Annotated in this window: 19 protein-coding genes; all 19 read right to left on the bottom strand. The window is 48.1% G+C overall.

Annotated features, from left to right (window positions below; genetic code table 11):
• Positions 1-199 precede the first annotated feature (199 nt).
• Positions 200-1,141: a thioredoxin-disulfide reductase gene (trxB, locus tag FC34_RS00335; RefSeq protein ID WP_057893394.1), complete on the bottom strand. Its 942-nt coding sequence runs from the start codon at positions 1,139-1,141 to the stop codon at positions 200-202.
• Positions 1,142-1,225: 84 nt separating this feature from the next.
• A complete protein-coding gene (locus FC34_RS00330) occupies positions 1,226-2,260 on the bottom strand; it encodes an NAD(P)H-dependent glycerol-3-phosphate dehydrogenase (protein ID WP_057893393.1) in 1,035 nt (344 codons plus the stop codon).
• Between the two features lie 74 nt (positions 2,261-2,334).
• Positions 2,335-3,159, bottom strand: a complete 825-nt coding sequence (gene lgt, locus FC34_RS00325; protein WP_057893392.1) for a prolipoprotein diacylglyceryl transferase — start codon at positions 3,157-3,159, stop codon at positions 2,335-2,337.
• Complete coding sequence (hprK, locus tag FC34_RS00320) at positions 3,156-4,100, bottom strand: HPr(Ser) kinase/phosphatase (protein WP_057893391.1); 945 nt, start codon at positions 4,098-4,100, stop codon at positions 3,156-3,158. Before hprK ends, lgt begins: the two co-directional genes overlap by 4 nt.
• 188 nt (positions 4,101-4,288) lie before the next feature.
• Positions 4,289-4,630, bottom strand: coding sequence for a phage holin family protein (locus tag FC34_RS00315; RefSeq protein ID WP_057893390.1), 342 nt, complete (start codon positions 4,628-4,630; stop codon positions 4,289-4,291).
• Complete coding sequence (locus FC34_RS00310) at positions 4,630-4,938, bottom strand: hypothetical protein (protein WP_057893389.1); 309 nt, start codon at positions 4,936-4,938, stop codon at positions 4,630-4,632. The genes FC34_RS00315 and FC34_RS00310 overlap by 1 nt, the downstream gene beginning before the upstream one ends.
• Before the next feature lie 22 nt (positions 4,939-4,960).
• Complete coding sequence (gene liaX / locus FC34_RS00305; RefSeq protein WP_057893388.1) at positions 4,961-6,403, bottom strand: daptomycin-sensing surface protein LiaX; 1,443 nt, start codon at positions 6,401-6,403, stop codon at positions 4,961-4,963.
• Between the two features lie 199 nt (positions 6,404-6,602).
• Entirely contained in the window at positions 6,603-7,280 is a 678-nt protein-coding gene (phoU, locus tag FC34_RS00300; protein ID WP_057893387.1) for a phosphate signaling complex protein PhoU, read from the bottom strand.
• A gap of 9 nt (positions 7,281-7,289) precedes the next feature.
• Entirely contained in the window at positions 7,290-8,054 is a 765-nt protein-coding gene (gene pstB, locus FC34_RS00295) for a phosphate ABC transporter ATP-binding protein PstB (protein ID WP_057893386.1), read from the bottom strand.
• Positions 8,055-8,065: 11 nt separating this feature from the next.
• The gene (gene pstB / locus FC34_RS00290; RefSeq protein ID WP_057893385.1) at positions 8,066-8,875 is read right to left on the bottom strand and encodes a phosphate ABC transporter ATP-binding protein PstB; all 810 of its coding nucleotides are present in this window, start codon (positions 8,873-8,875) and stop codon (positions 8,066-8,068) included.
• A gap of 9 nt (positions 8,876-8,884) precedes the next feature.
• Positions 8,885-9,769: a phosphate ABC transporter permease PstA gene (gene pstA / locus FC34_RS00285; protein WP_057893384.1), complete on the bottom strand. Its 885-nt coding sequence runs from the start codon at positions 9,767-9,769 to the stop codon at positions 8,885-8,887.
• Entirely contained in the window at positions 9,766-10,686 is a 921-nt protein-coding gene (pstC, locus tag FC34_RS00280; protein ID WP_057893383.1) for a phosphate ABC transporter permease subunit PstC, read from the bottom strand. Before pstC ends, pstA begins: the two co-directional genes overlap by 4 nt.
• Before the next feature lie 13 nt (positions 10,687-10,699).
• Complete coding sequence (locus FC34_RS00275) at positions 10,700-11,551, bottom strand: phosphate ABC transporter substrate-binding protein PstS (RefSeq protein ID WP_057893382.1); 852 nt, start codon at positions 11,549-11,551, stop codon at positions 10,700-10,702.
• Positions 11,552-11,741: 190 nt separating this feature from the next.
• The gene (gene pnpS, locus FC34_RS00270; RefSeq protein ID WP_057893381.1) at positions 11,742-13,373 is read right to left on the bottom strand and encodes a two-component system histidine kinase PnpS; all 1,632 of its coding nucleotides are present in this window, start codon (positions 13,371-13,373) and stop codon (positions 11,742-11,744) included.
• Positions 13,366-14,067 (bottom strand): response regulator transcription factor, encoded by a 702-nt coding sequence (locus tag FC34_RS00265; RefSeq protein WP_057893380.1) that lies wholly within the window; start codon positions 14,065-14,067, stop codon positions 13,366-13,368. The genes pnpS and FC34_RS00265 overlap by 8 nt, the downstream gene beginning before the upstream one ends.
• On the bottom strand, positions 14,064-15,158 hold the full coding sequence (locus tag FC34_RS00260) for a PDZ domain-containing protein (protein ID WP_057893379.1): 1,095 nt from the start codon (positions 15,156-15,158) through the stop codon (positions 14,064-14,066). Before FC34_RS00260 ends, FC34_RS00265 begins: the two co-directional genes overlap by 4 nt.
• Positions 15,159-15,343: 185 nt before the next feature.
• A complete protein-coding gene (locus FC34_RS00255) occupies positions 15,344-16,027 on the bottom strand; it encodes a class A sortase (RefSeq protein WP_057893378.1) in 684 nt (227 codons plus the stop codon).
• A 60-nt stretch (positions 16,028-16,087) separates the two neighbouring features.
• A protein-coding gene (gene prfB, locus FC34_RS00250; RefSeq protein WP_157052192.1) for a peptide chain release factor 2 occupies positions 16,088-17,204 on the bottom strand; the annotation gives its coding sequence in 2 pieces (ribosomal slippage) (positions 16,088-17,131 and positions 17,133-17,204; 1,116 coding nt in all).
• A gap of 65 nt (positions 17,205-17,269) precedes the next feature.
• Entirely contained in the window at positions 17,270-19,633 is a 2,364-nt protein-coding gene (gene secA / locus FC34_RS00245) for a preprotein translocase subunit SecA (protein ID WP_057893376.1), read from the bottom strand.
• Positions 19,634-19,644 lie beyond the last annotated feature (11 nt).

The following is a 19,644-nucleotide window of genomic DNA, read 5'->3' as shown; positions in this document are numbered from 1 at the left end:
GCTTGGTGGAAAATTCCATTTGCAAGAATTCCTGGTGCCCTTGTCGCCATAATTAGTATAGAAGTCGGGACCCACTTAAGCAATCGCTTACAACCCTAGACACAAAAATACCCAGCCCCTTGGCAGAACCAAAGAACTGGGTATCGGTGTAGTTGCATTTTTTGCTCAAAAAAACATTTATATTTTAATTAACCTGAGATTAGGCGTTGATTTTTTCATCTTCAAGACTTTGCAAGTAGTTGAAGACACTCTGGCCCGCTTGACCACCTTCACCAACAGCCGTAGTAATTTGTCGCAGATTCTTCGCGCGAACGTCGCCGATTGCAAAGACGCCAGGGACACGCGTTGCCATTTCATCATCAGTTGGAATCCAACCGGCGTCATCCAAGATATCTAAATCCTTGAATGAATCAGTCATTGGCTTAATGCCGACATAAATGAAGGCACCACTAGCAGGGACAACGTGTTCCTCACCAGTGTCTTTATCGACATACTTCACACCGGTGACTTTCATGTCATCACCGAGAATATCTTCGACTTGAGCATCCCAAACAAAGTTCATCTTGTCGTTGGCAAATGCCCGCTTCTGGATGATTTGTTGTGCCCGCAATTGGTCACGACGATGAATAACGGTCACCTTTGAAGCTAATTGCGTCAAATAGAGCCCTTCTTCAATGGCAGAATCCCCGCCACCAACGACAACGAGTTCACGGTTCTTAAAGAACGCGCCATCGCAGACCGCACAGTAAGAAACACCACGACCACTGTAGGTTTCTTCACCCTCAACACCTAATTTACGGTGTTCAGCACCAGTGGCAATCACAATTGCCTTGGCTTCAAACGTCTCTTCATCGGTAATAACCCGCTTCCACAAGCCATCATTAATGACCTGACTGACATTACCATAGGCATATTCAGCGCCGAATTGGGTCGCGCCATCATACATTTGTTGACCAAGATCTGGGCCTAGAATTGACTTAAAGCCTGGATAGTTTTCGATTTCAGCCGTATTGTTCATCTGCCCGCCGTAAATACCCCGATCGAGCATTAATACGGAAAGGTTCGACCGAGAAGCATACAATGCTGCGGTCATCCCACCAGGGCCAGCACCAATCACAATGACATCATATTGTTTTGCCATAAGCGCCCTCCTTCATGAATGCTTACAAAAGGTAAGCTTCTATCTGACACACTATACTGTTTTTTGAATGAAATGTAAAGTCGTCTATAAAGTCTCGATTTCAAAATCGAATTCAGGTTTACCGTCGCGTTTCATCAGGTCTGCGATTACCTGCTTGAGTGGAGCATCTTCATACAAGACGCGATAGATGGCGTCGCTAATCGGCATTTCGACGCCCAGTTCAGCCGCCAGCCCATGGACAACTTTGGCTGTTGAGACCCCTTCGACCACCATGCCCATATTTGCCAGAACGTTAGCAAGGGTTTCACCCTGACCTAACGCATTCCCAGCTCGCCAATTACGTGAATGCACCGAGGTGCCGGTAACAATTAAGTCCCCCACGCCAGACAAACCAATAAAGGTTAATGGATCCGCGCCCATTTTAACCCCCAAGCGCGTAATTTCAGCCAAGCCCCGCGTGAGTAAGGCCGCTTTCGTGTTATCGCCATAGCCCAGACCGTGTAACGCCCCAGCGCCAATGGCAATCACGTTCTTCAACGCCGCCCCCATTTCAACGCCTAACACATCTTGATTGGTGTACAGGCGGAAATAGTCATTCATGAATAATTTCTGAATCGACTTAGCCGCGGCCAATGACGTTGATGCCGCGGTTAACGTGGTAATGTCATGAGTCGCCACATCTTCGGCATGACTCGGGCCAGAAATCACCACTAAGCCGCTGGTCAACTCTGGTTTAATCACTTCATCAATGACTTGAGACACGCGTAATTCAGTGCCCTTTTCCAAGCCCTTGGCCGCGTGGGCCAGGATTGGCCGCCAACTTGGCTGAGCCGCTAAGAATGGTTGGACCTGTTCAGCCACGCTGCGAACGGCGTTAGTCGGGACCACGAACAGAATAACACTGGCATCACCAATCGCTGTTTCCAGATTAGCCGTAATCTGCAAGTCGGGATTTAATTTGAAATCACCTAAGTAATGTTCATTCATATGGGTTGTCGTTAAAGTCTGAGCCTGATCAGCACTGTGTGTCCACAAGTAGACATTCTGCCCATTATCAGTTAAAAGGTTCGCGAGGACGGTTCCCCACGAGCCTGCTCCTAAGACTGCAATTTTTGACACAAGTTGTCCTCCTTAAATGAAAAGCCTGGGTCAGTTCACCCAGGCCGGTGCCAAGCACATCATGTTTGTTGCGACTAATTCGCGTATTTGAGTTCGTTACCATCCAGATACCACAAATTATTGTGCCGGCGCCGATAAACCCAAATGGCAATCGCACTGATAAACAGAATCACCGACAAAAGTTGTGAGGCCCGCAGCCCCGGAATCACATACAGACTGTCCGTCCGCATGCCTTCGATAAAGAAACGGCCAAAACTGTACCACATGACATAGCTTAGGAAAATTTCACCTTGTTTAAACCAGTGCTGATGATGGCGAATCGACATAATCAACGCGAAGCCCACTAAGTTCCAGAACGATTCGTATAGAAATGTCGGTTGGCGATAAGCCCCGTCGATAAACATCTGCTGAATGATAAAGCTTGGTAAATGAATGCCTTCAAGAAACGCCTTGCTCGTGACAGCGCCAAAAGCCTCTTGGTTCATGAAATTGCCCCAGCGGCCAATTGCCTGCGCAATCATCACCGTGGGCGAAACAATGTCCAGAATCAGCCAAATGGATAACCACTGAACCCTGGTGTAGACAATGAATACTAAAACTGCCGCAATCAAGCCACCATAAATCGCAATCCCGCCATGCCAAATCGCAATGATTTCGCTTGGATGGGCCGCGTAATATGGCCATTTAAACGCAACATAATACAGTCTAGCGCCAATTAAGGTAAACGGCAGTGACCAGAGAATTAAATTCAAAATATGATCTTCATTAACGTTGCGGCGCTTTGCTTCTTGGCTAGAGAGATAAACAGCCAACAAGACCCCACTGGCGATAATGATCCCATACCAGTGAATTGATAAGCCGCCAAGTTGCAACGCAATCGGATTTAATGCAGCCATCATGCGTTTTCGTCCCCCGAATTAGTCTGAATCAGTTTATTCAAGTTATTCTCAAAAGTCTTGGTTGCGTCATAGCCCATCGACTTGGCCCGGAAGTTCATCGCTGCTACTTCAATGATGATTGCCAAGTTACGCCCAACCTTCACGGGAACGGTAATCTTAGGAACAGGCACATCAAAGATTTGCTGTGACTGCTCACCGGTGCCCAAGCGATCAAAAGTCTTATCTGGACTCCAGTTTTCCAAATGGACAATCAGAGAAATCGAAGTGTTCTCCCGCACGGCGCCGGCGCCAAACAGATTCATGACATCAATAATCCCAATACCGCGAATTTCCAACAAGTGTGACAAAATAGCTGGGGCTTCCCCCACCACGGTCTGTTCATCTTGCTGATAAACATCCACACGGTCATCCGCAATCAGCCGATGACCACGTTGAACCAGTTCTAAAGCGGTTTCGGATTTACCAACGCCAGAGTCGCCAGTGATCAGCACCCCAAGGCCATAAATGTCCACAAGAACACCATGCATGCTCCGACGTTCAGCCAGTTGGCCATCCAGATATTCAGTAATTAAACTGGATAAACGCGTGGTAGGTAACTTTGACCGCAGCACTGGAATATGCATTGCGCCGGCAGCATCAAGCATTTCAACCGGTGGTTCAAACCCACGGGACACGAGAAATGCAGGTGTGTCTTCTGATGCCATGCGCTTGAAAATCAGCAAGCGTTCATCACTGGTCATGTTCCGAGCAAAAGAGATTTCAGTCCGCCCAAAAAGTTGAATTCGTTCATGAGGATAATAATTAAAATAGCCGGTTAATTCCAAGCCTGGCCGCGAAATGTCGCTGACCTCAATTCGGCGTTCATTCAGATAATCTGAGCCACTCACAACCTCAAGATTCGTTGCGGTTACAAGTTTCCCGACCGTGACACTATCTGCCATTGGTTCCACCTGACTTTCACAATAGATAGTTTGATTTTACCATGATTTGGCCGCGCCCGCAGAGAATTCACCGAATTCCAATCACGCCGCCTTAGCACCAATCCTGCCCTACCCCTATTTTTGGCCAAAAAAATAGTCGTGCTAACTCAAATCGAGTCAGGCACGACTGTTTTTTAGCTATGACACCGTTAGTTATCGCGGCTATCCCCAAAAATGGCACTGACAAGGGAAATCACGATGGCTAACAATAATGTGCTGCCGAAGCTACTGAGCACGATGCCAGGGACGAACCAAGTCATCATACTTAGCATCAAGGCATTAATCACAATGGCGAATAGGCCGAAAGTGATGATGGTGAGTGGAAACGAGAGGAAACTCAAGATGGGTTTTATAATCCCGTTGAGAATTCCTAAGACCAAGGCACCCACAAGGGCTACCCCAAAACTGCTGACCATCAATTGGGTGGGAAACAGTTGCGCATAGGCGACAAAAATTAATGTCGTGAGAATCGTGCGTTTAAAAAATCCCATTAAAAATCGCTCCAGTTATCGTCATCTTTTTCAGAAACATTCTCCGCAGGTTTGCGGGATTGCTTTGATTTGGGTTGGGCTTGTGTTGGTTGATCCCACTCATAACGGCGCTTGTGGTGGCGACGCGTATGATAGACGAACTCGTTACCCCGAAATTGCCGGCGGCCGCCAGAAAGCGCCCACCAAACAATGCCAATCACTAGCAACGGAATAAACAGCACCCGTAAAAGGAAGAATCCGATCATCAAGGGGACGGCAATCAGCAGTCCGACTCCGAAAAGTACCAATGGTATTAGTAGAAAAGGCATCAGCCAATCCTCCTTTATTTAATTATTTTTGGTCTGAATCTTTGAGTAAAATACTACCACTCGTCGTGGAAACGGTGATGGCACCGGCACCTTCGCCAGCGCGTTGCAAGTCAACCGACTTACTGTTCTTCTTGGCCGGGACTTGGTCAAGCCGAGACTTCACCTCACCCAAGCGTGCTTTAGCCTGACCATTGAGGGCGGCGGTCGTTGGGAAAGCCAACTTCACATCGCCGTTCACTGAGCTAGCCGACAAGGTATGGAATGCTTGCTGGTAAGTAGCGCGAATTGTCCCATTGACCGTGGTAATCTGGGCTGTTTCTGGTGAATTGGCTAACTTAATATCACCATTGACCGTTTCTAAGAACACATCATGCACCGTGCCCTCATTCACCTTAATATCACCATTCACGCCTTGAGCTTCAATCATCACCACTTGGCTCTTTAAGAATTGAATGTCACCGTTAGTACTCTTAACATAGAAGTCTTTACCGTGGATCTCATTAAACCGAACGTCGCCATTCAACAGCCGGACAGTCACATGGTCGTACTCGCGGCTTGGAAAGAAGACATGCAAGTCAGCAGAAACACGCTTGTTTGGCACTTGGAAAATTAGATGGTCGTCATTGACGTCAATCCGGGCCCGGGCATTAAAGGCTTCAAGGGGTGTTTCTTCCTTGAATTTGCCATAGAGCTTGATGTCAGCATCAATTTTGAATCCTGGTTTGTCCCATGGTTCAAAAACAACGTCCCCATTGGCAACCTTCAGATCAAGGATGGTCGCTTGACTATCGGGATAGTCGAAAGTTTGGCTGAACTTTTCAGTCGCCAAGCCAGGAACCTTAATGGTGATATCCTTCCAATCGACGTTATCCATCACATTACCAACGGTATCTTTCACCAGGTGAGCAATTTGCGATGAAGCGTCGCGCATTGTTGAGCCAAAATCGTTGAGTCGTTCGCGCGCTTGATCTTGCCAGTCATCAGGCAAGACATCGCTGAAACGTTTCTTGGTCAGTTGGCGCTTTTGATCTTCTAAATCGGCCAGTTCAGCTTGTAGTTCTGGGCGTTGTTGATTCAATTCCGTGATTTCTTGGTTCAAAGCCAGATTCTCTTGTTTCAATTGGCCGCGTTCCTGATACTTCTCTTGCGTGAGTGTATCAAGATCTTCCATCGTGTCCAAAACAATAATCTGTTCTTCATTAGCAGCCACTTGCTTGCGTAGGCTAGCAAGTTGGGTCTCGATTGCTGCTAAATTCCCTGATACATCCGCAATTTCTGTATTAAGGGCGTTTAATTCTTGCTCATTTTCATCAAGCGCTTCGTTATCAGTTGGTTGGTTGTCAGATTGTTCAGTTTGGGCGTGGGGGTCAGTATTTTTGGCAAGATTTTCTAAAAGCAAGAGTGCTTCTTCACTGGAAATGACACCCTGCTTCACTAAATCAAGAATCCGTTCACGTTCATTCATGGATTTATCCCTCCGGTTTTTCTTATTTGACTATGGTTATAGTATGCGCGCTGCCTCGCAAATGTGCATAGGTCCTAAGGTTGATTTTCATTTCCGCCTGCAGGAATAAGCCATTCTGCGGCTCAGTCACACAAAAAGCGCTGCGGGCGGCAACCAGCAACGCTTTTGAAAAATCGAAGGGATTCGTCGTCACTATCGACTAGAATTCATCTTCAGTGGCATTCGAGTTGAGTTCCAATAACTTGCCGGTCTTCAAGTAAACAATCCACTCACAGATGTTGGTGACATAGTCCCCAATCCGTTCAAGATATGATGAGACGAACATGTAATCCATGGCCCCAACGACGGTATCGGGTTCGCGCTGCATTTCGGCCACACAGCGTTCGTAAATTTCGTTTGAGAAATCATTGATACCATGATCCTCTTCGGCAATTGCCCGGGCCCGCTTGTCGTCTTCTTTGACGTAGGCGTCGAGGACTTGCTCAACCATTGCCTTGACGGCCGCCGACATGTCCGCAATTTCTTTTTCAACGCCTGGGATCCGGGTTTCACCTTTGACCCGAATGGTTGACTTCGCAATCGAAACCGCGTGGTCCCCCATCCGTTCCAAGTCAGAGCTTGCCTTCATGATTGTCACAATCATCCGTAAATCAGTGGTGACTGGCTGTTGTAAGGCAATCATTTCAAAACTGTGTTTTTCCAGTTCAACTTCACGTTCATTAATATGCTTATCTTCCCGAATCACTTCCCGGGCCAATTCTTTATCATGATTAATGAACGCCTTAACGGATTTAAAGATGGCCTCATTGACCATCATCCCCATTTCTGAGAACCGAACGTGTAATTCATTCAGTTCATCTTCAAATAATTGCCGCATAATTTCCTCCTATCCGAAGCGACCGGTAATATAGTCTTCGGTTTCTTTTTGACTCGGATTCAGGAAAATCTTCTTGGTTTCATCGAACTCAATTAGATTCCCTTGTAAGAAGAAAGCCGTCCGATCCGAAATCCGTGATGCTTGGTGCATGTTGTGGGTCACCAGAATAATTGTATATTGATCTCTTAATTCTAACAGCATATTTTCAATTTGCGTACTAGAAATTGGATCCAGTGCACTGGTTGGCTCGTCCAGGAGAATCACATCAGGCTTCACTGCCAACACCCGGGCAATGCAGACCCGCTGTTGTTGACCACCAGAAAGAGACAGGGCACTTTCATTGAGTTTATCTTTCACTTCATCCCAGATGGCAGCCGCCTTGAGACTTGACTCAACAGCTTCATCGAGTACAGTCCGATCTTTCACGCCAGCCAGCCGCAAGCCATAAACCACATTCTCATAAATGGAGAATGGGAACGGATTAGGCTGTTGGAACACCATCCCGACTTGCTTACGTAGTTGCACAATATCTTCAGTTGGGGCGTAAATATTATCACCCCGCAAGGCAATGTTTCCCGTAATGGTGACATCATCGATCAAGTCATTCATCCGATTCAAGCACCGGAGGTAAGTCGACTTCCCGCAGCCAGAAGGTCCGATCAATGCGGTGATTTCGTGTTCCTTGAAGTCGAGATTAATGCCTTTGAGGGCTTCAAATTTGCCATAAAACAGATGCACGTCTGAACTCGTAATCACAGTTGCCTTTTCACTCATTCAAATTCCTCCTAGCCAAAATGCCCAGAAACGTAATCTTCAGTTGCTTTAATCTTTGGCCGGGTAAAAATCTTTCGGGTCTCATCATATTCCAGCGCCTTACCGCTATAGAAAAAGGCCGTATAATCACTAATCCGAGCCGCTTGTTGCATATTGTGCGTCACGATAATAATCGTGTACTGATCTTTCAATGTCATCAGCGTTTCTTCAACAGTTGAGGTCGAAATTGGATCCAGCGCACTAGCCGGTTCATCCAACAACAAGATGTCTGGTTGCATGGCAATCGCCCGAGCGATACAGAGCCGTTGGGCCTGCCCACCGGACAGTGACAACCCACTTTGGTGCAGGTCATCTTTCACTTGATCCCAGAGAGCCGCTTGCTTGAGACTGGTCTCAACCATCTCATCGAGTTTCTGTTTATCATGCTCCCCGAAGCGTTTCGGGGCAAATGTGATATTGTCATAGATTGATTTTGCAAATGGGTTAGGGCGCTGAAAGACCATTCCAATGTGCTTCCGCATTTCATAAATATCCACGTTGTCACTATTAATATCCACATCGCGATACATAATTTTACCCGTCACCCGGGTCCCATCAATATTATCATTCATCCGATTGATGGAGCGAAGGAACGTGGACTTCCCTGACCCAGAAGCACCAATTAAAGAGGTGATTTTGTAGCGCTCAAACGGCAGTGAAACGCCATGAATGGCTTCATTATCACCATAAAAGACCCGCAAGTCCTCAGTCTCCACGGCGATTTCTTGCGTTTTGCGATCAAAATCGCGGATGAAGATATCATCTAAAGAATAATTGTCCATGTTGGCCTCCTAGCTTGCGGTCATCTTTTTATACAATCGATTGCCAGCATAGCGCGCAACCAGGTTGAATAAGAGGACAGCCAAAATTAAAACAGCAGATGCACCAGCCGAAACGGCGGCCGCATCAGGTTGAATCCCTTCTGAATTAATCTTCCAAATATGCACCGCTAATGTTTCAGCCGGCCGGAAAATATTCAGCGGACTCGCAATGTTTAGTGGATTCCAGTTCGTAAAATCAAGGGCTGGGGCTGATTGTCCGGCGGTGTAAATCAAGGCGGCCGCTTCACCAAAGACCCGCCCCGCACCGAGAATCATCCCGGTAATGATCCCAGGTAACGCTTCTGGGATAACCACGTGCACAACCGTCTCCCACCGGGACAAGCCCAGGGCTAACCCGGCTTCTCGTTGCGTAAAGTGAATCTGACGCAAGGAGTCTTCAACGTTGCGCGTCAACAATGGCAGATTGAACACGGTCAAAGCTAACGCCCCAGACAGAATCGAGAAACCCATTTTGAACTGCAGCACAAAGACTAAGAATCCGAACAAGCCAACAACCACCGACGGTAGCGAACTCAGAATTTCAATGGAGGTGCGAATTAAATCGGTAATCCAATTCTTCTTTGCGTATTCAGCCAAGTAAATACCGGCGCCGATCGCAATCGGCACTGAGATGACCATCGCGAGTAAAAGCAAGTAGAAGGAATTAAAAAGTTGAATTCCAATCCCACCACCGGCTTCAAACGTGCTAGCCGGACTGGTCAGGAAGTGCCAGGAGACATGGGGTAACCCTTGAAAGAGGATAAAGCCCAACAGACTGGCGAGAATTACAATGATAATGCCGGCAACGGTGTAGAGCACGCCAGTTGCCAACTTGTCAGCTTGTTTCGGATTCATTTCAATTCCCCCTTCTTCCCGATCCAACGAATCATGATGTTAAAGAATAATGACATCAAAAGCAGCAGTAGTGCGAGTGACCAAAGCGCATTATTTTCGAGTGAGCCCATGACCGTATTCCCAATACCACTAGTTAACACAGACGTCAGTGTTGAAGCTGGTGAGACTAAGTTATTTGGCAGCAAGGCCGCGTTCCCAATGACCATTTGCACGGCCAAAGCTTCACCAAAAGCCCGCGCCATCCCAAAGACAATCCCAGTCAAAATACCAGGCGTCGCTGCTCTCAAAACAACGCGCCAGGTCGTTTGCCAGCGGGTCGCTCCTAAGGCCAGGGATGCAGAGCGATAATGACTTGGCACTGCCCGTAATGCGTCAACCGCCATTGACGTCACGGTTGGCAGAATCATGACGAAGAGGACAAATGTCCCCGCCAGAATCCCGAAACCAGTCCCGCCGAAAATACTACGGATGAAAGGCACCACAACAGATAACCCAATAAACCCATAAACAACAGAAGGAATCCCAACCAATAATTCAATGACCGGTTGGAGAATTTTACGGCCAACTTTAGGGGAAATTTCGGTCATGAAGACTGCTGCGCCCACCGCAAACGGCGTCGCAATAATGGCAGACAAGAACGTCACCCCAAAAGAACCCACAATCATCGGTAAAGCCCCAACCTGCGGGCTACCATGGGCGTCTTTAACCCCTGGGCTCCAAACTGAATGGGTTAAGAAGTCCCAGAGATTGACACCGTCGCTAAAGAAAGTCGCTAAACCCTTGGAAGCGACAAAGTAAAAGATACCGGCGACAATGACCACGATCAGTCCGATACAAAAAAGACTGATGAGCCGCCCGCGCCGTTCCAATTTGGCTGAGCGAGAGCGTTTTAACATTGCTTCACGAATTGGATCCATGTGTCACCCTCCTTTACTTAATGACTTTGCCAGTCGCATCGCGGCGAACCAACATATCAGTGACTGGAATATAGCCCATCTTCCGAACGAGCTTATCTTGCGTTTTTGCATCGAGAATGTAATTTAAGAATGCCTTGGTCAAGCCCTTGGGTTGGCCCTTCGTGTACATATGTTCATAGGCCCAGATTTTCCACGTATTGGTCGTAACATTCTTGTCTGTCGGTGCGACTTGATCAACCTTCAATTCTCGAACAGTTTTATCAACATAGGAAAAGGCCACGTAAGAAATTGCTCCTGGCGTGCTGCCAACGATTGACCGCACCATCCCGGTGGAATCTTGTTCTTGAGCGGGCACAGCCTGGCGCCCATTAAGCACCCAATGTTCGAAGGTGGCCCGGGTGCCAGAACCTTGAGCCCGATTCACCACAACAATCGGTTGATTCTTTCCACCGATTTGTTTCCAATTGGTCACCTCACCGGTAAAAATCCGGCGCAAGTCGGCCATGCTCACATTGTCGACCCCAACACCCTTATTCACAATCGGTGTAATGCCGACAACGGCAACTTGATGATCGACTAATTGACTAGCCTGAATGCCAGGCTTTTCTTCTGCAAACAAATCAGAATTCCCGATCGCCACAGCACCAGACTGCACTTGACTTAAGCCAGTCCCAGTTCCGCCACCTTGCACGTTAATAAAAACCCCTAAATGGTCGGTTTGATATTGTTCGGCAGCCGCTTCAACGAGCGGTTGTAAGGCACTTGAGCCCACTGCCGTAATTGATTCACCTTGACTCTGGGCACCACAAGCGGTGAGCATCAACCCAGCCGCGAGAATAAGTACCAAATTCAGCCATTTTTTCACGAAAAGCCCTCCATTTTTTACACTATCGCCAGTGTACCAATGCTGTGTAAAGCTTCTGCTGTTGCTATGTAAATATCACGTAAAAGCTCCCTCATTCACAACCTAATTATACCGCGCAAATCGCTGCTTGGCCGTTTGATACACTCAGACAAAAAAGCGCCCGGAGGCAGCCCCCGGGCGCTAATGATTACTAATCGCTCAATGGCAATGTCACAGTAAAGGTTGTCCCGACCCCCAGCTGACTAGACACGCTTACAGACCCGTCCAGACTACGAACTAATTCAGCCACGATTGCCAGTCCCAATCCAGTCCCGCCGTTGTTGCGACTGCGGGCCTTATCAACACGATAGAACCGCTCAAAGATTCGCTGCTGCTCATCAGTTTCAATCCCAATACCGGTATCTTGCACCGACAACCTGAATTGACCGGCCAGCATCTCGGCGTGAACGGTCACCTGGCCACCATCTCGATTGTAAAAGACCGCATTATTCAACAGATTCCGGACAATTTGCGACACCTTCACACTATCGCTCTTAAGGGTCAGATTTGGATCAACCGTCACTGTCACTTGTAGTTTCTTAGCTTGAACGGTTTGATCTAAGCTGCCTAAAGTTTGGTTGACCAACTCAAGCACATTGAACGACCTGACATGAGTGGTGCCCGACTCAGAACGGCTCAGCGCCAAAATATCTGTAATTAATTGTGTGAGTCTGCGGCTTTCGTCGTAAATAATTTGCAAGAATTGGGTCAAGGTTTCCGGATTATCTTTCGCCCCGTTTAACAAGGTCTCGGCGAAGCCAGTAATCGAAGTCACTGGCGTTTTAAGTTCGTGAGAAACATTGCCAACAAAATCCATCTGCATTTGCTCAATCCGCCTGAGATAAGTGACATCATAGAGAATCACCAGGGCTTGAAACTGGTCGGTCCCGGGGTTCAGACTGACCACTGAAGCATCAACTGCTTTTTGACTCATCATCAACTCAAGTTCTTGATGGTGCGTCTTCTCATTTCGGAAAGTATGTTCAATCATCCGGGCTAACGCGTACGTTTTGACGTCATCAACGTACGGATGGCGATGCGCTTCAATCGGATGGCCGAGCATTGAGCCCATCGCTTCATTACTCAGCACGACTTCACGATCCGTATCAATCAACATGACCCCCAAGGGGAGATGGTTGATCAATCGGTCAAAACTCACCTGACGCAGTGCGACTTTTTGCCGGAGGTGTCCCATTTCTGTGTTCAGCAGATTGACCTCTTCTGCCAGTGGTCCCAGCGGTTCATTGGGATTAACAATGACGGGCTCTGGCGCAGCATGTTGTCGCGTTCGCTGAAGGTTCATGGTCAATTGGCCGAGCACTTCACCAAACCGGCGCCGGCGGGTGGCATAGCGAACAATTAGCGCCCCTACAATGACGAAATAACCCAGACTCCATAGGGTCATCGCCAATCCGTCCGTGGCCCACAAGCCTGCTTGCGGTTGCGTCACAACTGTGTAACCTGTGTTTGTCCGAACAAAATAGGCCAGTTGGCGTTGATTGGCTAATGTTACTGAAGTCGTGAATGTTTTGGGATGTTGCGCGCGGTTGGCCGTGTCTTGAAGGACCTTCTGAGTGGTCCCCGCTGCTTTGGCGCCGATTTGCGTCACAACAGTGCCATCTTTGGCCGCTAACTGATTATCCTGGCTCAACGCATAAATCGTTTTGAGCGCCTGGGTCTGCGAGACATTTAGTACGTGGCTCATCGCCAACAGCAGGCAAAAAAAGCCTGCTACAGCAAGCAGACTGAGAGAAAAGACATGATTGGTAGTGGTTTTACGCATTAGGCACCTCCATTTGGTAGCCAAATCCACGGACCGTCTTAATATACTCGGGGTGTTTCGGATCAGTTTCGATCTTGTCACGCAGATGGCTCACTTGAATATCAACCATGCGGGTGGCAGCAGGATATTCAAACCCCCATACGCCATTCAGGAGGGCATCTCGACTGAGCGTTTTGCCCAAACGTTTGGCAAAATAAACCAGTAATTCAAATTCTTTTGGGGTCAGATGCAGCCGTTGGCCCCGAATCGTGGCGTTGAAATTCTGCTCATCGACCACTAAATCGCCAATGACAATCCGATTGCCATCGGTTGGACTGGTCGGCACCGAGCTGGCAGCGCGCCGTTCAATCGCTTTGATTCGCGCAATAATTTCCCGCGGCGAAAACGGCTTAGTCACATAATCATCAGCACCCAGCTCGAGACCGACGATTTTATCGGTTTCATTGTCCTTGGCAGTCAAAATCATGATCGGTGTGTCAATACGTTCTTGCCGCAAGCGGCGGGTAATATCCATTCCACTCAAGCTTGGTAACATCAAATCCAAAATAATGAAGTCGAATGAATTGTTCAGCGCTAAATCTAAGGCCGCCTGACCATCAGTTTCCGTCGTCACGTCATAGTTTTCAGTTTCGAGATTATATTTCAGCAAAGTCAAAATTGCCGGTTCATCGTCGACAATAAGAATTTTCTTCATTGATGCGTCTCCTCCGGGAATGTAATCATGCCGAGTTCGTGTGGGGCACCTTCAAAAATCGCCGCCTCGGTTAATTTAATTTCGCCATCCAGTTGCGCCACTTTCAAGCGTGCATAAGTGGGACTACTCTGGACTGCTGCATATAGACTAGCGTTATCTGACACGGCCAAGCCATTGACAGTTAACACTAAATCCCCTGCGACAAGCCCCATTTTAGCGGCCGGTGTATTGGGCACGACTGCCAATAAGCGGACACCCGATTCAGTTTGCGTCAGCTGGGGTTGTCCCTTAAAATGCGTGCGCCACAGACTGACGCCCAACAGCAATGCCGCCACCGCCAACAATCCCAGGCTCCAACTGGCTTCAAGGACATCAAAGTAGGCCAAGCCACTAATGGCAAACGCCATGAGCGCGCCAAAGAGAAACTGGCGCGGCCAAAAACGCCATGCGGCATCGGGCAACTGTTTGCGACTCGCGAAACTAGCCCCTAAAATAATTGGTAGGCAAATCAAACTGAAGCGCGGGGCCGTGATATGTAAGGTGTTCCAAAATGGGAGGGCGGCAAACCAGCTCCCAGGAATGGGCAATACCAACGGGAACCAGAAGAATTGTCTGAAGCGGTACCCCCCAACAAGGCGCCCGCGATTACTTTCTCGGACAAATGGTGAGGCTACCGGGACACGGCCAAACCGAATCAGAGCTGCTTGGGCCAAAGCAATTAAGCCGATCAAGCTAGCAAACCCAGGGATCCAATTGATTCCCAGTTGTAATCCTGGCCAGAAGTAAACCAAGCCTGCAAGCCCTAGCCATGCGGGACTAAACGTGAGGCCACCGAGCAGAAAGGTGACCGCACTGATGCCCATTAAGCCTAAGCCAATGGCTTGTGGCAACATCACACCAAGACTAACGGCAATACCACTAGTGATGACACTAGCAACAATCCCCCACAATAAACCTGGCCAGAGTTCAAGTTGCTGGCGATGAATGGCGGTGCGAAATTGTTGCCGTTCCTTGGCCACTCGACGATTGGCCCAAAACCATGACCCACCAAGTGCGAGAATTGAAACACTGATACTTGCTAGCCACCACATAGGTCAACCTCCCAGAATAGTTGCATTTAGTATAACACGCCGCCCGCTGCCATGAGCGGTGACAAAAAGTCATCTCAACAATTATAAAACGTCCACGCGTAATTGACCATCTTCACCGCGCATATCCACAAAAAAAGCAGACATCTACCGCCAATGAAGCGGAAATGCCTGCTTTTTAGAAGCTTTTAAAAAACTGATAACGTCTTAGTTGTCGCCTTTGCGACCTTGGTCAACGTTGCTCGCACGATAATCCGATCGGTCTCGCCTTCAGTTGGCGATGCACAAGTCACCAGCGTCAGCAATTGTTTGCCTGACACGTCGTCAATCCACTGGACTTGATCCTCATACACAACTTTCTTGAGTGTGACCTGATAGGTGTAAACCTTGGTCTTGTCCGTCAGATAAACAAAGTCGCCAGTTTTAACCCCTTTGAGCGGGGAGAATAAGACACCTTGATTCGTCATGTAATGACCAGCCAACGCGTAATTACCCTGGCCCATAACTTGGGTGGGCTTCATTGTGCCCGCCCCTTGCGCCAAGTTGTCATTGGCTAGCCCCTTAAGAATCGGCAAGCGCATCCCCACATCAGGAATCGCGATTTGGCCAATCGCATTTGGGTTGTTTGTCACCGCAGCATGGGCCACCGTCCCGACATCAAGCGCTTTGACCGCCTTAAAATCAAAACTCGCTTTGCGTTTGGTATTGCGTTGAATATCACTCCCGTCTAGTTTTTCCACTGTCCGGGAGGACAATTGTTGAATCACGAAGATTTTGATTTGCTCATTGAAAACAAGGGCCAGACCAACCATCACACCGAGCATGAGGATGATTCGAATGACCCACCGCTTTGTCCGACTTGTTTTGGTCATACTGCGCCTCCTTTAGCTTTAACCCACACTCATTCTACCAAATTATAGCTAATTCGGCGATTATTGCGGATTCTGCTGGGACAACTCCCACTGCAAGTACGCATCAATGAATGGATTGAGATCGCCGTCCATGACTGCTTGGCCATTCCCAGTTTCATAATTGGAGCGGTGATCTTTCACCATCGTATAGGGATGGAACACGTAACTACGAATTTGAGAGCCAAAAGCGACATCCATTTGACTGCCCTTAATGGCAGCAGCCTCTTGAGCTTTGGCTTCCTGCTCACGCTGGTACAACTTTGCCTTTAACATTGCCATCGCGGTATCCCGGTTCTGGAATTGAGAGCGTTGTGCCTGACTGGAAACAACAATCCCCGTGGGAATATGGGTCAGCCGCACCGCCGAACTAGTCTTGTTAATGTGCTGTCCACCAGCCCCACTTGAACGGAAAACATCCATCTTCACATCCTCAGGGCGAATGTCGATGTCAATGGTATTATCCAGTTCTGGCATCACATCGACAGAAGCAAATGATGTGTGACGGCGGCCAGCCGCGTCAAACGGCGAAATTCGCACCAGTCGATGCACGCCGCGTTCACTCCGCAAGAAGCCGTACGCGTTCTCACCCGTAATCAGCAGCGTCACGCTTTTAATCCCAGCTTCATCACCGGCTTGATAATCGGCTACTTCCACTGAAAAACCATTTTGATCAGCCCAGCGTTCATACATGCGCAATAACATCGAGCCCCAGTCCTGGGATTCAGTCCCACCAGCACCCGGATGAATTTCCAGAATCGCATTGTTGTGGTCATAGGGTTGATTCAGCAGCAGCTGCATCTGATACTGATCAAGTTGCTCATTTAAGGCTTCTAAATCGCCAACAAATTCTGATTCCAGTTCCGAGTCAGGTTCTTCTTGAATCAGCTCAAAACTCACCTGCAGGTCGGCCAAGGCGTCTGCCATCGCAATAAATCGGTCATGCTTCGCCTTAAGGGCATTGTTGTCATCAATCACTTGTTGAGCCGTGCTTTGGTCATCCCAAAAGCCCGGTTCGGCCATTCGGCCCTCGTTTTCGGCGATGCGCTCGTTCAAGGCATCGAGGTCAAAGTGACCCCCTAAATGAATTAATTTTGGCCTGCATATCGGCCAAGGTGTTGCGCATTTGAGCAATTTCCATGTTAAATTCTCCTTTAATTGAAAAGGACCAGCTAAAACGTGACGTTTTAGTGGCCCCTTTATTCATTAGCGACGAATATTTTGACGAATTTCAGCCTTCATGAACAGGCGCGTCACGTCTTCATCAATGTTTGCAATCATTTCTTCAAACATCCGGAAGCCTTCTTCTTGATACTCAACCAACGGATTCATTTGGCCATAACCACGCAAGCCAATTGACTGCCGCAATTGATCCATGGCATCAATATGATCGGTCCACATGGAGTCAACCACCCGCAGAATGACAACCTTTTCGAATTCAAGCATTTGACTTTCGTCAGCAAGTTGATTCTTCTTGGTTTCATAGTTCGTTTCAGCTAAGCCCATCAAGAAGTCAATGATTTGATCACTGGTTTTGCCCTCAAGGTCGCTCAAGGCAATCTTGTCTTCACTGACCATATTCGTAATGGCATAGTCATAGATGGCTTGTAAGTCCCAGTTCTTCTGATCTCCTTGAGTATGAGTTTGGACGATTCGAGTAATAGTCCGCTTAATCATTGCCATCAAAACTGGTTTCAAATCGCCAGTTTCCCGGATGACTTGTTGCCGTTGATCGTAAATGACTTCACGTTGTTCCCGCATCACGTCATCGTATTGTAAGGTGTTCTTCCGGGTATCATAGTTATTCCCTTCAACCCGTTTTTGCGCACCTTCAACTTGACGTGACACCATCCGACTTTGGATAACTTGATCATCGTCAGCCACTTGCATTCGATCCAAGAACGCTTTAATCCGTTCAGAACCAAACCGCTTCATCAAGTCATCTTCAAGACTCAGGTAGAACTGAGTTGCACCTGGATCTCCTTGCCGCCCAGAGCGACCCCGTAACTGATTATCAATCCGCCGGGATTCGTGACGCTCAGTCCCTAGGACAGCTAAGCCACCAATTTCTTTGACCCCAGGGCCAAGCTTAATATCAGTCCCACGCCCAGCCATGTTGGTCGCAATCGTGACCGCGCCTCTTTGGCCGGCATTCATCACAATTTCAGCTTCTTTAAAGTGATTCTTCGCATTCAAGACAGTATGTGGAATCCCACGCTGGTCAAGGATTTGACTCAAACGTTCGCTCGATTCAATCGCCACTGTCCCAACCAAGACTGGTTGACCGGCCGCATGCCGTTCTGCAATATCATCAGCCACCGCATTAAACTTGGATTCCAAGCTTGGGTAGAGCAAATCAGGACTGTCGACCCGAATCACTGGCCGGTTTGTGGGAATGGACAACACATTCATGTTGTAAATTTCGCGGAATTCTTCTTCTTCGGTCTTTGCAGTCCCAGTCATCCCAGACAGCTTGTTGTACATCCGGAAGAAGTTTTGGTAGGTGATGTTGGCCATCGTTTGACTTTCGTCTTCGATTTCAACGCCTTCCTTAGCTTCAATCGCTTGGTGCAAGCCATCAGAGAAACGCCGGCCTTCCATGGCCCGACCAGTAAATTGGTCAACGATTAAGACTTTACCGTCTTGAACCATATAATCAATATCATTGAGCATAATGTAGTTCGCCCGTAATGATTGATCCAAATGGTGAGTCAAAGCCGTATTCTCGGTGTCATAGAGGTTATCAAGGCCAAAGTTTTGTTCAGCCTTGCGAATCCCGGTTTCAGTCAGAGAAATGGTCTTAGTCGGCCAGTCAATCTTATAATCTTCATCTTCAGATAATTGCTTCACGAAGCGATCAGCCCGGATGTACATCCCGGTCGACTTTTCAGCACCGCCAGAGATAATCAGTGGGGTCCGCGCTTCATCAATCAAGATGGAATCAACTTCATCGACAATCGCAAAGTTCAATTCGCGTTGAACCATCTGTTCCTTATAGACCACCATGTTGTCCCGCAGGTAATCAAACCCAAGTTCACTGTTGGTGGAATAGGTAATGTCAGCGTTATAAGCATCGCGTTTTTCGTCACTGCTCTTAGAGTTTAAGTTTAAGCCGACAGTCAGGCCGAGCCAGTTGTACAACTCACCCATTTCAGTCGCATCACGACTGGAGAGATATTCGTTAACTGTGACCACGTGAACCCCTTTGCCAGCGAGCGCATTCAAATAAACCGGCATGGTCGCGGTCAGGGTTTTCCCTTCGCCGGTCTTCATTTCAGCAATGTTACCTTCATGTAAGGTAACCCCACCGATAATCTGGACGCGGAATGGGAATAAACCCAGCACGCGCTTGGCACCTTCACGGGCAACCGCAAAAGCTTCAGGTAAAATGTCGTCTAGGGTTTCACCATTGGCCAGTCGTTCTTTAAAGGCCGGAGTTTTTGCTTGTAAATCTTCATCGCTTAATGCAGCATATTCATCTTCGTAGCTTTGAACTTTGTCGGCAATTTTGCCGATGCGCTTAACTTCGCGCTGGTCGTTTTCGACCCAGTTGCGTAAAATGTTCGCCATGTTTTAAAAAG

It is taken from the genome of Lacticaseibacillus brantae DSM 23927, from assembly GCF_001436115.1.
GTDB lineage: Bacteria > Bacillota > Bacilli > Lactobacillales > Lactobacillaceae > Lacticaseibacillus > Lacticaseibacillus brantae.
Note: the sequence above shows the minus strand (reverse complement) of the source record. Positions and strands in the feature narration are given on the sequence as shown.